The following is a 16,569-nucleotide window of genomic DNA, read 5'->3' as shown; positions in this document are numbered from 1 at the left end:
TCGCCGCGCTTCACTGATAATCCACAGACATAACATAAACAACACCCCTCAATCTTGTACGGAGTTCACAATGAACAATGTTCTGGGATTTCTTGAAGCAAAACTGATGCCCCTGGCGGCGAAAACGGCCCAGCAGCGTCATCTCGGGGCCATTCGCGGTGCCTACGTGTCATTCATGCCATTTATTATCGTCGGCTCCATTCTGCTGGTTATCTCCTCCTTCCCTAACCAGGCCTATCAGCAGTTTATGTCTCAGGCCTTTGGTGAGAGCTGGAGCGCGATTATTGAAATTCCATTCAACGCGGTGTTCTCCACCATGTCGCTATTCATCAGCTTCCTGGTCGCCTTCCGCCTGGCGGAACACTACGGCGAGGACCGCATCTCCTGCGGCATTCTGGCGCTGGTCGCGTTTCTGATCCTGACGCCGTTTATTAAGGTGGCGGAAAACGGCGGTATTACCGTGATGCCGGTGGAGTGGATTGGCAGCAAAGGATTGTTCGTGGCGATGATCGGTTCGCTGCTCTGGACGGAGCTGTTCTGCTGGCTGAAGCGCAAAAATCTGGTCATTAAAATGCCGGACGGCGTGCCTCCTGCGGTGCAGGAGTCGTTCGCGGCGCTGATCCCCGCCCTGCTGGTGATGATTCTGGTACTGGGTATCCGCATCGTCTTCGAGAACACTCACTACAACACCATCCACCAGTTTATTTATGAAGTGGTTGCTACCCCGGTGCGCCACTACGGTACCTCCTATTTCGGTGCGCTGATGACGGTATTCAGCATCACCATTCTCTGGTCAGTGGGCATTAACTCCGGCTCGATGATTAACGGCATCATTCGTCCGCTGTGGATGGAAAACCAGACCGACAATATCGCCGCGATCCAGGCGGGAACGACGCCGCCGCACATTATCACGGAACAGTTTTTTGACATGATCTGGATGGGCGGCGCGGGTGCTACGCTGTCGCTGGTAATTGCGATGCTGATTTTCGCCCGCAGTAAAAACATGCGCGAAGTGGCGCGCCTCGGCGCCGGGGCGTCGGTGTTTAACATCAACGAGCCGATTCTGTTTGGCCTGCCGGTGATCATGAACCCGATCATGCTTATTCCGTTCAACCTGGTGCCGCTGGTGCTGGTCACCGTGCAGTATGCGGCGATGAAGGTTGGCGCGGTCGCCGTCACCACCGGGGTGTTTATCCCCTGGACGCTGCCGCCGGTGATCAGCGGTTTTATCGTCACCGGACACCTGAGCGGCAGCGTGATGCAGCTGATCAACCTGCTGATTGGCGCCATGCTGTACCTGCCTTTCATGCGTATCGTGGACAAACAGTACCACGCGGCGGAAATTGCCACCGTTACGCAAACCGACACCACCCTTGCAAAACAGGAGTAAAGCATGTGGGGAATTATCGCAACCTGGCGAATGGCGCTTGAAGGGGTAACGGAATCTGCGTCTGCCCTGGCGGCGGGAAAACCGGTCGCTACGGCGGTGGTTGATGCCGTCGCCGCCGTCGAAGACTTTCCGTTTTATAAATCCGTCGGCTACGGCGGGCTGCCGACCGAAAACGGCGAAGTCGAGCTGGACGCGGCATTCATGGACGGCGACACGCTGGCGTTCGGTGCCGTGGGGAACCTGGTGGATATCGCCAACCCGGTGCGCGTGGCGCACGCGCTCAGCCGCCAGCGCTACAACAGCCTGCTGGTCGGCCAGGGCGCGCGTGAATGGGCGCTAAGTCAGGGCTTTGCCGACAAAAGCATGCTCACCGAACGGGCTATGCAGCACTACCGCAAACGCTGCCGCGAGACGCTGGATAAAGGCTTAAGCCCGTACGACGGACACGACACCGTCGGCATTATCGGCCTCGATAAGCAGGGGTCGATGAGCGTTGCCACCTCCACCAGCGGCCTGTTTATGAAAAAACGCGGCCGCATTGGGGATTCGCCGATTATCGGCTCCGGCTTTTACTGCGACAGCGAAACCGGCGCGGCCACCGCTACGGGCGTCGGTGAAGATCTAATGAAGGGCTGCACGAGCTACGAAATTGTTCGTCGCATGGCGCAGGGTATGACGCCGCAGCAGGCGGCAGACTCCGTGGTGTTCGAGCTGGAAGACAAGCTGATGTCGCGCTTCGGTCGCGTGGGCGATCTCTCCGTGGTGTGCATGAACAACAGAGGCGAATTTGGCGCCGCCACTAACATCAAAACCTTCTCGTTTGTGGTGGCGACGGCCCGTCAGCCCCTCACCGTTTTTCGTACCGAGCGCCAGCGGGAGAAAACGCACTATCACGCCGTGGACGAAGAGTGGATGCAGGCCTATGCCGCGCGGATCCGCGCACCGATTGAGGAGTCATGATGATCGCGTATCAGTTTATCACCGCGCTTTCTGACGCGAAGCCACGAAGCCATTTAATCGCCCGCGTCTCCTGTGCGCAGTTGCCGCAAACCGCGCTTGTTGCGGAAATGCGTGACTCTGACGGCATCGCGGACACCCGCTTTGGCTGCGCGCCCTTTGCGCGCATCACCCTGCTGCCGGATGCGCTCTGGCATGACGCGCTCACTGAAGGCCTGCTTACCGCCCTGCGACCGCTGATTGCCTCTCCCGTCAGCGCAGATATCGTGCTGGACGTGACGGATATCGACGAGGTGGTGCTGGCGCAGGTGCTGCGTTTTCTCTTTAATCAGGCGCACAGGCTGAGCGATTTACAGCTGAAAAAAACCAGTGAGTGCGTTCGTATTAAGCACATCACCGCCCTCTGCCTGCCGGAACTGCAGGCGAAGCTGGAAACTATTTTCCGCCAGCAGCAGGCCATCGCTCACGGCATGGTCGCAGCGCGTCGCCTGGCGGATATACCGTCCGATCGCTGTACGCCGCAGTTTATGGTCGAAGAGGCGCAAAAACTGTGTGCCGCCTACCCTGCCCTGCGCTGCGAGGTGCTGAACGAAAAGGCTATTGTTGAGCAGGGTCTTGGGCTGCTGAACGCCGTCGGCAAAGGGGCGACCTGCCCGCCACGTCTGCTGGCTATTCATTACGACGGCATTTCTGACGGCCCGGTGCGCTGCTACGTAGGTAAAGGCATTACCTTCGATACCGGCGGCCTGTGGCTGAAGGAAGGCGCAGGCATGTACACCATGAAATACGACATGTGCGGTGCGGCCAACGTGCTGGGGCTGATGCTGACCGTAGCAGAGCTGGCGCTGCCCGTACGCATCATGGGCGTGCTGGCGCTGGCGGAAAACGCCATCGGACCGGACGCCATGCAACCCGGCTCGGTAGCAACGGCCTGCAACGGCATGACGGTTGAAATCAACAACACCGATGCCGAAGGCCGACTGGTGCTGGCGGACGCCATCGCCTGGGCCAGCCAGCGCCATCCGCAGGCACGCTATATCATTGATATGGCGACCTTAACCGGTGCGGTGGTGAAAGCGCTGGGGTATGAGCTGAGCGGGCTGATGACGCAGGACGAGCCGCTGCGCGCCGCGCTGACGCAGGCGGGTAAGCGGAGCGGCGACGAAGTGTGGTCTCTGCCGCTGGACGCGCGGCTGAAAAAGCAGACCGACAGCGCGATTGCCGATCTGTGCAACACGCCAACCAACAATGCGGCAATCAGCGCCTCTGCGGCGTGGCTGCTGCACCATTTTTGCCCGCAGACGATCCCGTGGGCGCATCTGGACATCAGCGGCACGGCGCTGTGGCGCGAGAATGCCAGGAGCGTGGCGTCGGGAAGGCCGATTCCGCTGCTGGTGGAGCACTTGCTGGGGGATCTTTAGCCCGGTGGCGCTGCGCTTACCGGGCCTACGGGCACCATACGCAGGCCGGGTAAGGCGCAGCCGCCACCCGGCATAACTACAGCTTAAGAATATCTTTCACAAACGGAATGGTCAGCTTGCGCTGGGCGGTAATGGAGGCGCGATCGAGCTGATCGAGCGTATCAAACAGGGTGCGCATCTCGCGGTCCAGACGCTTGAGCAGGAAACGGCCCACGTCTTCCGGCAGCTCAAAGCCGCGCTGCTTTGCTCGCAGCTGTAACGCCTGCAGCTTATCTTCATCCGACAGCGGCTGGAGCTTGTAGATTTGCCCCCAGTCCAGACGAGACGCCAGATCCGGCAGCCCAAGGTTAAGCTGGCGCGGCGGACGATCGCCGGTGATCAGCAGCCGGGTTTTGCCCGACTCCAGAATGCGGTTGTAGAGGTTAAAGATCGCCATTTCCCACGGCTCGTCCCCCGCCACGCATTCGATATTATCGATGCAGACCAGCGAGAGATGTTCCATGCCCTCAAGCACTTCAGGCACAAACCAGGTACGTTTATCCAGCGGCACATAGCCGACCGCATCGCCGCGCGCCGAAAGCTCGGCACAGGCGGCATGCAGCAGGTGGCTGCGCCCCGCGCCTTCGCGTGACCAGATATAGATGTATCCGCTGTGATCCTGACGCAGCACGTTTTGCAGTGCAGCCAGTAAAGAGGGGTTATCACCCGGCCAGAAACTCGCAAAAGTTTCGTCGTCAGGGAGATAGAGTGGCAGAGAGAGCTGTGCCGGTCCGTTCAGAAATACCTCAACCAGAGATCTTACATAAAATCGGCGATGAGTTTAACACGGAACCCGCCAGGAGAGAACCGGGCGATCCTTCGCCCAGTTAATGGATCAGTGTGGGGCTTTTTCGCTTTCGTCAGCGTCCAGGACCACCTCTTCCGGGCGGATCACCGAGATCAGCTTGAAAATCAGGCTCAGGCCCACGCCCACGATGGTCGCCAGCGCCATGCCCTTCAGCTCGGCCGCACCGATGTGCACCTTCGCGCCGCTCACGCCGATGATCAGGATAACGGAGGTCAGGATCAGGTTTTGCGCCTTGCTGTAATCCACTTTGGATTCAATCAGCACGCGAATACCGGAGGCACCGATCACCCCGTACAGCAGCAGAGAAACGCCGCCCATCACCGGCACAGGAATGATCTGAATCGCTGCCGCCAGCTTGCCCACGCAGGAGAGCAGAATGGCGATGATCGCCGCGCCGCCGATAACCCAGGTACTGTAGACGCGGGTAATCGCCATCACGCCGATGTTTTCACCGTAGGTGGTGTTTGGCGTGGAGCCGAAGAAACCGGAGATGATGGTGGAGAAACCGTTGGCAAACATGGAGCGGTGCAGACCCGGGTCGCGGATCAGGTCGCGCTTCACAATGTTCGCCGTCACCACCAGGTGGCCAACGTGCTCCGCAATTACCACCAGCGCGGCAGGCAGAATGGTGAAAATGGCGAACCATTCAAAGCGTGGGGTGTAGAAAGTTGGCAGCGCGAACCAGTGCGCCTCGGCAATCGGGGTGGTATCCACAACGCCCATGACGAAGGAGAGCGCGTAGCCCGCCAGCACGCCGATCAGGATCGGGATAATCGCCATAAAACCGCGGAACAGCACGGAGCCAAATACCGTCACGCCCAGCGTCACCAGCGAGATGATAATGGTTTTGGAGTCCGGTGACTGGCCGTCCGCAGGCAGCAGGCCGGCCATATTCGCCGCCACGCCCGCCAGCTCCAGGCCGATAACGGCAACGATGGCGCCCATCGCCGCAGGCGGGAACATCACGTCCAGCCAGCCGGTACCGGCTTTCTTCACAATGAAGGAAACCAGGCAGAACAGCACACCACACATGATAAAGCCGCCCAGCGCGACCTCATAACCCAGCGGCAGCAGCAACAGCACCGGCGAGATAAAAGCAAAGCTCGACCCCAGATACGCCGGGATTTTGCCTTTACAGATAAAGAGGTACAGCAGCGTACCGATGCCGTTGAACAGCAGCACGGTAGCCGGGTTAATGTGAAACAGGATTGGCACCAGCACGGTTGCGCCAAACATAGCGAACAGGTGCTGCAAACTAAGCGGGATAGTCTGTAAAAGCGGCGGTCTTTCACTCACCCCGATAGCACGGCGCGTCATAGTGTTTTCCTCTGTGTAGTATTGTTGGTTTTTATTCAAAAAAAAGCCGACTATCAAAGTCGGCTTATTTATCGTTATTCGATTATTTCGTACCAAAGATCTTATCGCCGGCATCGCCGAGCCCCGGGATGATGTACCCGTGCTCGTTCAGCCCCTGGTCGATAGAGGCGGTGTACAGCTCAACGTCCGGGTGCGCTTTTTCCAGCGCCGCGATCCCTTCCGGAGCAGCAACCAGAACCAGCACCTTAATGCTGCTGCAGCCCGCTTTTTTCAGCAGATCGATGGTGGCGATCATTGAACCGCCGGTTGCCAGCATTGGGTCAACCACCAGCGCCATGCGCTCGTCGATGTTAGAGACCAGCTTCTGGAAGTAAGGTACCGGCTCCAGCGTCTCTTCGTTACGGTAGATACCGACCACGCTGATGCGCGCGCTCGGTACGTGCTCCAGCACGCCTTCCATCATGCCAAGACCGGCACGCAGGATAGGCACTACGGTAATTTTCTTACCTTTGATCTGCTCAACCTGCACCGGGCCGTTCCAGCCTTCGATGGTCACTTTTTCCGTTTCCAGATCGGAGGTTGCTTCGTAGGTCAGCAGGCTGCCCACTTCAGAAGCCAGTTCGCGAAAACGCTTCGTGCTGATGTCATGCTCACGCATCAGGCCCAACTTGTGTTTAACGAGTGGGTGTTTCACTTCCACAATCTTCATTCTCTTTCTCCTCTGAGGTGGCATCCGCAAAAAAATCGCGGGATTATACCGCTTTTTTCGGATTGCGCCATACCCAACTTGCTTGACGTATATCAATCAAAAACAAAAAAACCGGAGGCTGGGCTCCGGCTTGGGTGCGGGGTCTTGCCCGGTGGCGCTGCGCTTACGCGGGCCTACGTGTATTGTAGGTCGGGTAAGCGTTAGTGCCACCCGACAATTAGAGGTTATCGCCGTTGCTCGCAATCACCTGCTTATACCAGTCGAACGATTTCTTCTTGCTGCGGTTCAGGGTGCCGTTACCTTCGTTATCTTTATCGACAAAGATAAAGCCGTAGCGTTTTTTCATTTCGCCCGTTCCGGCAGACACCAGGTCGATACAGCCCCACGGGGTATAGCCCATCAGATCCACGCCGTCTTCCACCACCGCTTTTTTCATCTCGCGGATGTGTGCGGAAAGGTAATCGATGCGGTACTGGTCGTTCACCGTGCCGTCGCTCTCCTGCACGTCGATCGCGCCAAAGCCGTTCTCAACGATAAACAGCGGCAGCTGGTAGTGATCCCAGAACCAGTTCAGAGAGTAGCGCAGCCCGACCGGATCAATCTGCCAGCCCCAGTCGGATTTCTGCACGTACGGGTTGGAGACCAGGCTCTTGCTCTCGTCGTAGTCCAGCGCCGGGTTATCTGCCGTCGCTTTGGTGGCGAAAGACATGTAGTAGCTGAACCCGATGTAATCCACGCAGCCCTGCGTGAGCGCCGCCTTATCTTCTTCGGTGATATCCAGCGCGAAGCCGCGACGTTCGAAGTAGTTGAGCAGATGCTGCGGATATTTGCCGCGCACGTGAACGTCGGTAAACCAGTAGCGACGGTGCATGGCGTTCATCGCCATCATCATGTCGTCCGGCGCACAGGTCAGCGGGTAGATGGGGCACATGGCAATCATGCAGCCGATCTGCAGCGACGGGTTAATCTCGCGGCCCGCCTTCACCGCCAGGGCGCTGGCCACCAGTTCGTAGTGCGCCGCCTGGAACATCACCGGCTCGCGGTCTTCACCAGGCGCGTACTTCAGCCCGGAGTTGGTAAATGGCGCAAAGTCTTCGTGGAAGTTAGCCTGGTTGTTGATCTCGTTAAAGGTCATCCAGTACTTCACCTTGTGCTGGTAACGCTCAAAAACGACCTTTGCAAAACGCACGAAGAAGTCGATCAGCTTACGGTTGCGCCAGCCGCCGTATTCCGTCACCAGGTGGAACGGCATCTCAAAGTGGGAAAGCGTGATAACCGGTTCAATGCCGTACTTCAGGCATTCGTCGAACAGATCGTCATAGAATTTCAGGCCTGCCTCGTTCGGCTCCAGCTCGTCGCCTTTCGGGAAGATACGCGTCCAGGCGATGGAGGTACGGAAGCATTTGAACCCCATCTCGGCAAAGAGTTTGATGTCTTCTTTATAACGGTGGTAGAAATCGATAGCCTCATGGTTAGGGTAGTTTTTCCCCTCCAGCACGCCGTTGGTGATTTCACGCGGCACGCCGTGGGCGCCCGCGGTCATGACGTCGGCAACGCTTACGCCCTTACCGCCCTCTTTCCAGCCGCCCTCAAGCTGGTGCGCCGCAACGGCCCCACCCCACAGAAAATCTGCTTTGAATCCTGACATTCGCTTTCCCTCATTCTGCGTTATTTTCTGCAAAAACAATTACAGAAACCGGTTTCAGTTCGATGATGTGCAAAGGGGATATTCGTTGCAAGCAGATCGCCGAAACCGGTTTCATTTTCGTGAACGGAGTCAAGTTTGGCTGCATTTACGGGCTATACAGAAAAAAAGATCCCCACGTCCAGAATAGGCTCGCAAACGTTTGCCTGGACTGTTAGAATTGCGCCGATTTTTCTTACTAGCTATGCAATCGCGTGGGGATTTAAGCCGTGACCAACAAAACTTCTCTCAGCTACAAAGATGCCGGTGTTGATATTGACGCAGGTAATGCGCTGGTTGACCGAATCAAAGGTGTGGTGAAGAAAACCCGCCGCCCGGAAGTGATGGGTGGTCTGGGTGGATTCGGCGCACTGTGCGCGCTGCCGCAAAAATATCGTGAACCTGTTCTGGTCTCGGGTACTGACGGCGTAGGCACCAAGCTGCGCCTGGCGATGGATTTAAAACGTCACGACACGATCGGTATCGATCTGGTTGCGATGTGTGTGAACGACCTGGTGGTTCAGGGCGCAGAGCCGCTGTTCTTCCTCGATTACTACGCGACCGGCAAACTGGATGTGGATACCGCAGCCAGCGTCATTAACGGTATCGCCGAAGGCTGTCTGCAGTCCGGCTGTGCGCTGGTGGGCGGTGAAACCGCTGAAATGCCGGGCATGTACCACGGCGAAGATTATGACGTCGCGGGCTTCTGCGTCGGCGTAGTAGAAAAATCAGAAATTATCGACGGCAGCAAAGTGGCCGATGGCGATGTGCTGATCGCGCTGGCCTCCAGCGGCCCGCACTCTAACGGCTACTCTCTGGTGCGTAAAATCCTCGAAGTAAGCGGCTGCGATCCGCTGACCACCGAGCTGGACGGTAAACCGCTGGCCGACCACCTGCTGGCCCCAACCCGCATCTACGTGAAAAACGTGCTGGAGCTTATCGAGAACGTTGACGTTCACGCTATTGCTCACCTGACCGGCGGCGGCTTCTGGGAAAACATCCCGCGCGTGCTACCGGACAACACCCAGGCGGTGATCGACGAATCCTCATGGCAGTGGCCAGCCGTCTTTAACTGGCTGCAGACTGCAGGCAACGTCAGCTCTCACGAAATGTACCGCACCTTTAACTGCGGCGTGGGCATGGTTATCGCCCTGCCGGCAAGCGAAGCGGATAAAGCGGTTAAGCTGCTGACCGAGAAAGGTGAAAACGCGTGGAAAATCGGTACGATTAAAGCCTCCGATTCCGAACAGCGTGTGGTCATTGAATGAAAAACATCGTGGTGCTCATTTCCGGCAACGGAAGCAATTTGCAGGCCATCATAGACGCCTGCAAACAGAAGAAAATCAATGGCACCATTCGGGCAGTTTTCAGCAACAAGGCCGACGCGTTCGGCCTTGAGCGCGCGCGGGAAGCGAACATTCCCGCTCACGCGCTGGAAGCCAGCCAGTTCGCCGGACGTGAAGCCTTTGACCGCGAGCTGGTGCAGGAGATTGACGCCTACGCGCCCGACCTCGTAGTGCTGGCGGGCTATATGCGTATTCTGAGCCCGGCCTTCGTCGAACACTACGCCGGTCGACTGCTGAATATTCACCCTTCCCTGTTGCCAAAATATCCCGGCCTGCATACCCATCGTCAGGTGCTGGAAAACGGTGACGAGGAGCACGGTACCTCCGTCCATTTCGTGACCGACGAGCTGGACGGTGGCCCGGTGATCCTGCAGGCGAAAGTCCCGGTCTTTGACGGCGACAACGAAGACGACGTGACCGAACGCGTGCAGACGCAGGAGCACGCCATTTACCCGCTGGTGGTAAGCTGGTTTGTCGACGGGCGTCTGGAGATGCGCGACGGCGCAGCCTGGCTGGACGGCGTGAAGTTGCCCCCGCAGGGTTATGCGGCCGAAGAGTAGTTTGCTATGTCGGGTGGCGCTTCGCTACCCGATATTCCCTCCCCCAACCCGCTAAATTCCCCAACAAAAAAAAATAACTGTCATACTTTTCTGGCACTGTTGGACATATCGTGGAAATGCTCGCCATAATAAGGACGAGACGGATTTACCACGTCCTGTGATTGAACTGGAGTGTGAGCTGTAATGGGTCAGGAAAAGTTATATATCGAGAAAGAGCTAAGCTGGTTAGCATTTAACGAACGTGTACTCCAGGAAGCGGCAGACAAAAGTAACCCGCTAATCGAACGCATGCGTTTTTTAGGCATTTATTCCAACAACCTGGATGAGTTCTACAAGGTTCGCTTTGCCGAGCTGAAAAGACGCATCATCATCAGCGAAGAACAGGGCTTAAACTCGCACTCGCGGCATCTGCTGGGCAAAATCCAGTCCCGCGTGCTGAAAGCCGATCAGGAATTTGACGGCCTGTATAACGAACTGCTGCTGGAGATGGCGCGCAATCAAATCTTCCTGATTAACGAACGTCAGCTTTCCGTTAACCAACAAAACTGGCTGCGCCACTACTTTAAACAGTACCTGCGCCAGCACATTACCCCGATTCTCATCAACCGCGAAACCGATCTGGTGCAATTCCTGAAGGATGACTACACCTACCTGGCGGTGGAAATTATTCGCGGTGAATCCATCCGTTATGCCCTGCTGGAGATCCCGTCCGACAAGGTGCCGCGCTTTGTGAACCTGCCGCCGGAAACCCCGCGCAGACGCAAGCCGATGATCCTGCTGGATAACATCCTGCGCTACTGCCTGGACGACATTTTCAAAGGCTTCTTCGATTACGATGCGTTAAACGCCTACTCGATGAAGATGACCCGTGACGCCGAATATGACCTGGTGCACGAGATGGAGGCCAGCCTGATGGAGCTGATGTCCTCCAGCCTGAAACAGCGCCTGACGGCCGAGCCGGTGCGCTTTGTCTATCAGCGCGACATGCCGGACGCCATGGTGGAGATGCTGCGCGAGAAGCTGACCATTTCGCGCTATGACTCCATCGTGCCGGGTGGCCGTTACCACAACTTTAAAGACTTCATTGGCTTCCCGAACGTTGGCAAAGCCAATCTGGTGAACAAACCGCTGCCGCGCCTGCGTCATATCTGGTTCGATAAATTCCGCAACGGATTCGACGCCATCCGCGAGCGCGACGTGCTGCTCTACTACCCGTACCACACCTTTGAACACGTGCTGGAGCTGCTGCGTCAGGCCTCGTTCGACCCGAACGTGCTGGCGATCAAAATCAACATCTACCGCGTGGCAAAAGATTCCCGCATCATCGACGCGATGATCCACGCGGCACACAACGGCAAAAAAGTCACCGTGGTGGTTGAGCTGCAGGCGCGCTTCGACGAAGAGGCGAACATTCACTGGGCGCGCCGCCTGACGGAAGCGGGCGTGCACGTGATCTTCTCCGCGCCGGGTCTGAAAATTCACGCCAAACTGTTCCTGATCTCGCGTAAAGAGGGTGATGACGTGGTGCGCTATGCCCACATCGGCACCGGGAACTTTAACGAAAAAACCGCGCGGATTTATACCGACTACTCGCTCTTAACCGCTGACGCCCGCATTACCAACGAAGTGCGCCGGGTCTTTAACTTTATCGAAAACCCTTACCGCCCGGTCAGCTTCGACTATCTGCTGGTCTCACCGCAGAACTCGCGCCGCCTGCTATACGATATGATCGATAAAGAGATCGCCAATGCCCAGAAAGGCTTGTCGTCCGGCATCACGCTGAAGCTTAACAACCTGGTCGATAAAGGGCTGGTGGACAGGCTGTATGCGGCGTCCAGCTCCGGCGTGCCGGTTAACCTGCTGATCCGCGGCATGTGCTCGCTTATTCCGGAATTGGAAGGCATCAGCGACAATATTCGCGTTATCAGCATCGTTGACCGCTACCTGGAGCACGATCGGGTCTATATTTTCGATAATGCGGGCGATAAACAGGTCTATCTCTCTTCGGCAGACTGGATGACGCGCAATATTGACTATCGAATTGAAGTCGCGACGCCGCTGCTGGATCCGCGTCTGAAACAGCGTATCCTCGACATTATCGAGATCCTGTTCAGCGATACGGTGAAGGCGCGCTATATCGACAAAGAACTCAGTAACCGCTACGTACCGCGCGGCAACCGCCGTAAAGTGCGGTCACAGCTGGCGATTTACGACTATATCAAATCACTCGAGCAACCCGATTAACCTATGCCGATAAATGATAAGACCCCACGCCCGCAGGAATACGCCGCGGTCGATCTTGGCTCTAACAGTTTTCACATGGTCATCGCCCGTGAGGTGGATGGCGCGCTGCAGATCATCGGTCGTCTGAAGCAGCGCGTACACCTGGCGGATGGGCTTGATGAGCGCAGCATGCTCAGCGAAGAGGCGATGGAGCGTGGTTTAAACTGCCTGTCGCTGTTTGCCGAACGCCTGCAGGGCTTCTCGCCCTCCAGCGTTTGCATCGTGGGCACCCACACGCTGCGCCAGGCGCTGAACGCGCCGGAGTTCCTCAAGCGGGCCGAAAAAGTGATCCCCTACCCGATTGAGATCATCTCCGGTAACGAGGAGGCGCGTCTGATTTTCATGGGCGTTGAACATACCCAGCCGGAAAAAGGGCGCAAGCTGGTGATCGACATCGGCGGTGGTTCTACGGAGCTGGTGATCGGCGAAGACTTTGAGCCGCGCCTGGTGGAGAGCCGTCGCATGGGCTGCGTCAGCTTCGCGCAGATGTACTTCCCCGGCGGCACCATTACCCGTGAAAACTTCCAGCGGGCGAAAATGGCTGCGATCCAGAAGCTGGAGAATCTGGCCTGGCAGTACCGCATTCAGGGCTGGAACGTGGCGCTGGGCGCGTCGGGCACCATCAAGGCGGCGCATGAAGTGCTGCTGGCGATGGGTGAAAAAGACGGTTTTATCACGCCTGAACGCCTGACCCTGCTGACCGAAGAGGTGCTGAAGCATAAAAGTTTTGACGCCCTAAGCCTGCCGGGGCTTTCCGACGAGCGTAAGGCAGTCTTCGTGCCGGGCCTGGCTATTCTCTGCGGCGTGTTTGACGCCCTGGCGATTAAAGAGCTGCGCCTTTCCGACGGCGCGCTGCGTGAGGGGGTGCTGTATGAGATGGAGGGCCGCTTCCGCCATCAGGACATTCGCAGCCGCACCGCGCAGAGCCTGGCCAACCAGTACAACATCGACCGCGAGCAGGCGAAGCGCGTGCTGGAAACCACGGTGCAGATGTACGAGCAGTGGCAGGAGCAGAACCCCAAGCTGGCGCACCCGCAGCTTGCCGCGCTGCTGAAATGGGCCGCGATGCTGCACGAGGTAGGGCTGAACATCAACCACAGCGGGATGCACCGCCATTCAGCGTATATTCTGCAAAACAGCGATCTGCCCGGCTTCAACCAGGAGCAGCAAACCATGATGGCGACCCTGGTGCGCTATCACCGTAAAGCCATCAAGCTCGACGATCTGCCGCGCTTCACGCTGTTTAAGAAAAAGCAGTTCCTGCCGCTTATTCAGCTGCTGCGCCTGGGCGTGCTGCTGAACAATCAGCGTCAGGCCACCACCACACCGCCGACGCTGAAGCTGAAAACCGACGATCACCACTGGACGCTGAGCTTCCCGCACGACTGGTTCAGCCAGAACGCGCTGGTCCTGCTGGACCTGGAAAAAGAGCAGCAGTACTGGGAAGCGGTCACCGGCTGGATGCTCAAAATCGAGGAAGATAGCGCCGACGTCGCCGCGTAACGGCTCAGGCGTCCGCCGTGGACGCCTCTGCTTCCAGCAGTGACTCAAGCGGTGCCGGTCTGCCAATCAGATAGCCCTGCACATAATCAATGCCTAGCGCGTGCACCGCGCTACGTATCTCTTCGGTCTCGACATATTCCGCCACCACCAGCATCTTCTTCATGCGCGCCAGATGACAGATAGAGGCCACAATCTGGTAATCCAGACTGTTGTTGACGATATTGCGGATGAAATCGCCGTCGATTTTGAGAATGTCCGCATCCACGCTTTTCAGCCGCGCATAGCTCGCATAGCCGGTACCAAAATCATCGATCGCAATGCGTACCCCCATTTTCTGCAGCTGCCGAAGGATGTGGAGCCCCTGCTCCGCGTTGCAGAAGGTGCTGCACTCCGTCACTTCAAAGATCAGCTGCCACGGCTCAATGGCATATTTCGCCAGCAGGCGACTCACCTCAAGCGGGAACTGCACCCGACACACCGTTGAAGGGGCCAGATTAATGGCAAAGCGCTGGCCGGGCAGCCGTTCGCGATGCGCGGCGAGGAAGCGCAGCGTATGCTCCAGCACCCACAAATCTACCCGCGAAGAGAGGCCAAACTCCTGGGCTATCGGCAGGAATTGTTCAGGGGAGATCAACAGCCCGTTTGCATCAGTCATCCGCAGCAAGACTTCATGAAACCTATCGCCACGCAGGCCGCGTACGGGCTGAACGAGCAGCGTGAATGCGTTGTTATCCAGCGCACGCTGCAGGCGACTCATCACCGCGACTTTATCCTTCAGGCTACGCTGCAGATGGACGGCGCCGCGCTGCTGAAGATTTTCCGGGTGGTTAGAGGAGAGCGACAGATCGGCCACCACCCCCAGCTCACCCAGCACCAGATAGAGGTGGTTAACCGGCGAACGCACATAGCAGTAGCTCACCCCCACCTGCGGCTGCAGCGGCATGCCGTCCCAGACAAAGCGGAACTGCTTGATGTGCTCGTCCAGGGTTTCAATCCGCTGCTGGTGCGATTCGGCGTTAAGGCGAACCGCCATGTCACAGCCCGTCAGGTGATAGACCAGTTCATTGGGCTGGAGCGTGCCGTTAATCCATTGCGCCAGCTGCTGTTTGTACTGAATGCGCAGTAACACGCCATAGTTACGGCCCAGAATTTCAAGCTCCGGAACGCGGAGTAAACAGAGCGCCGACCAAGGATTTTTCGCCAGATCTCGCGAAAGCGCCCGCAGGTTAGGCATATGCAGAACCGGGTCGAGCAGCGCCAGCCTGCGGGAGCGTTTGTTCACCGCCCGCTGCCGGGTCGCCAGCATCGACATGTAAATCACCACAAACGAGAAGACCAGATAGCTGGATGAGGTGATTGCCAGCTGAATGTCGTACCCCTGGTTCACGGGAATATAGCGGTAAAAATAGTGAATAGACACCAGCAGTATCGGGATCCAGATAAGCGAAATCAGCTTATAGCCAAAGCGCATCGCCCCCCAGAGCATCACCGGCATCAGCAGCGACAGGGTGTAGTTAGTGGTGAAAATCGAACTGTTTTCATTCATCGGCAGCAGCAGGAGCGAAAGCAGCCCGGCAAGCGCAATGGCCCAAATCAGAAACTCAGCGCGCGTCACCTTTTTGTCTATCTGGGTACGGATCTGCGAGATGAGGCTTTTGAGATAGCGCGGATGACGAATCAAGCGGATCAGCAGATAACTTAACGGCACGCCCGTCAGACCGCTGACCAGCAAGGCCTGATAGTTGATCAGCGTGCGAATGTTGAGGGGGTTAAGCCCTGCCAGGCTCTGGCGACTCTCATACACTCCCAAATACACCGCAAACTGGAACAACAGCAGAAACAGCGTCGCGGGGCAGAAGGCCTGCCAGAAGATGCGCTGCGCCATCAGCCGTACGTCGCCATACGCCGTCATATTGCGTCTGGGCGCAAACACCCGGTAGCCGCCCCAGCTAAGCACTATAGGGACAATAAAATGGAGCACGCCGGCGACGGTTTCAAACATCCCGACCGACGGGTAATAGCGGATAAACAGCGACAACACGATCCCGGGAAGGGCTTCCAGACCAAAAAACATCATCAGCGAAAGCAAAAACGAGAGCGGTAAATAATAAAGTGCCGCTATCCCGTCGCCCAGGTGCGTAAACGTATTCGCCACGCTCAGTACGGGAAGTAAAACCACCGGTAAAATAAGCGGCAATACCCACCAGCGGTGTTGATTCTTTTTCAGGAAAGCAAAAATGTTCATAGATGCCCGGTTAAACCCCTTTTTCTCCAGAAGGAAAATAATGACAGGCATCCAACCTGACCTGGCGCCGCCCGGCCACGTGCGGGGCGAACGGTATGGAGGAGGGATTTTAAATATCAGGGCCGGGAATCCGTTGACATAAATCAAACTATTTTACGCAAATAAGCTTTGCACCGCTTTTTTTTGAAATAATTTTCTTCATATTATCAATATGGTAAATGCAAATATTAATTTCAATAACAATAATTAATGTAAACGTTGACGGTTATTTACACATGACGGAATTGACCCTCTCTTTCCGCTGTGC

General features: G+C 57.0%; 12 protein-coding genes. 7 read left to right on the top strand and 5 right to left on the bottom strand.

Annotated elements, in window-relative coordinates:
• Nucleotides 1-70: 70 nt before the first annotated feature.
• The 3 genes from celB to A6013_RS16495 are packed head-to-tail and all read left to right on the top strand — an operon-like array spanning nt 71 to nt 3,768.
• A complete protein-coding gene (gene celB / locus A6013_RS16505) occupies nt 71-1,390 on the top strand; it encodes a PTS cellobiose transporter subunit IIC (protein WP_069733444.1) in 1,320 nt (439 codons plus the stop codon).
• 3 nt (nt 1,391-1,393) lie between these two features.
• Nucleotides 1,394-2,350 carry a N(4)-(beta-N-acetylglucosaminyl)-L-asparaginase gene (locus A6013_RS16500; RefSeq protein WP_045631012.1) on the top strand — a complete coding sequence of 319 codons (957 nt, stop codon included), beginning with the start codon at nt 1,394-1,396 and terminating at the stop codon, nt 2,348-2,350.
• Nucleotides 2,350-3,768: a M17 family metallopeptidase gene (locus A6013_RS16495; protein ID WP_069733443.1), complete on the top strand. Its 1,419-nt coding sequence runs from the start codon at nt 2,350-2,352 to the stop codon at nt 3,766-3,768. Before A6013_RS16500 ends, A6013_RS16495 begins: the two co-directional genes overlap by 1 nt.
• Before the next feature lie 76 nt (nt 3,769-3,844).
• On the opposite strand, the gene A6013_RS16490 is transcribed toward A6013_RS16495, so the two are convergent.
• The 4 genes from A6013_RS16490 to A6013_RS16475 form a co-directional block, all read right to left on the bottom strand.
• Entirely contained in the window at nt 3,845-4,546 is a 702-nt protein-coding gene (locus A6013_RS16490; protein ID WP_211438414.1) for a DnaA inactivator Hda, read from the bottom strand.
• Between the two features lie 96 nt (nt 4,547-4,642).
• Complete coding sequence (uraA, locus tag A6013_RS16485) at nt 4,643-5,932, bottom strand: uracil permease (RefSeq protein WP_017692944.1); 1,290 nt, start codon at nt 5,930-5,932, stop codon at nt 4,643-4,645.
• An 82-nt stretch (nt 5,933-6,014) separates the two neighbouring features.
• On the bottom strand, nt 6,015-6,641 hold the full coding sequence (upp, locus tag A6013_RS16480; RefSeq protein ID WP_008501641.1) for a uracil phosphoribosyltransferase: 627 nt from the start codon (nt 6,639-6,641) through the stop codon (nt 6,015-6,017).
• A 217-nt stretch (nt 6,642-6,858) separates the two neighbouring features.
• On the bottom strand, nt 6,859-8,289 hold the full coding sequence (locus A6013_RS16475) for a 6-phospho-beta-glucosidase (protein ID WP_028014031.1): 1,431 nt from the start codon (nt 8,287-8,289) through the stop codon (nt 6,859-6,861).
• A 266-nt stretch (nt 8,290-8,555) separates the two neighbouring features.
• On the opposite strand from A6013_RS16475, the gene purM reads away from it, so the two are divergent.
• From purM to ppx, 4 genes are all read left to right on the top strand, one after another.
• Nucleotides 8,556-9,593, top strand: a complete 1,038-nt coding sequence (gene purM, locus A6013_RS16470; RefSeq protein WP_008501643.1) for a phosphoribosylformylglycinamidine cyclo-ligase — start codon at nt 8,556-8,558, stop codon at nt 9,591-9,593.
• Nucleotides 9,590-10,231: a phosphoribosylglycinamide formyltransferase gene (gene purN, locus A6013_RS16465; protein ID WP_028014032.1), complete on the top strand. Its 642-nt coding sequence runs from the start codon at nt 9,590-9,592 to the stop codon at nt 10,229-10,231. Before purM ends, purN begins: the two co-directional genes overlap by 4 nt.
• A 183-nt stretch (nt 10,232-10,414) precedes the next feature.
• Entirely contained in the window at nt 10,415-12,475 is a 2,061-nt protein-coding gene (gene ppk1, locus A6013_RS16460) for a polyphosphate kinase 1 (protein WP_028014033.1), read from the top strand.
• A gap of 3 nt (nt 12,476-12,478) precedes the next feature.
• Entirely contained in the window at nt 12,479-14,017 is a 1,539-nt protein-coding gene (ppx, locus tag A6013_RS16455) for an exopolyphosphatase (RefSeq protein ID WP_028014034.1), read from the top strand.
• Between the two features lie 4 nt (nt 14,018-14,021).
• On the opposite strand, the gene A6013_RS16450 is transcribed toward ppx, so the two are convergent.
• Nucleotides 14,022-16,262, bottom strand: a complete 2,241-nt coding sequence (locus A6013_RS16450; protein WP_069733442.1) for an EAL domain-containing protein — start codon at nt 16,260-16,262, stop codon at nt 14,022-14,024.
• Between the last annotated feature and the right edge of the window lie 307 nt (nt 16,263-16,569).

The organism is Enterobacter sp. IF2SW-B1, assembly GCF_001743375.1.
GTDB classification, from domain to species: Bacteria; Pseudomonadota; Gammaproteobacteria; order Enterobacterales; family Enterobacteriaceae; genus Enterobacter; species Enterobacter bugandensis.
This window is presented reverse-complemented; position numbering and strand designations above follow the sequence as displayed.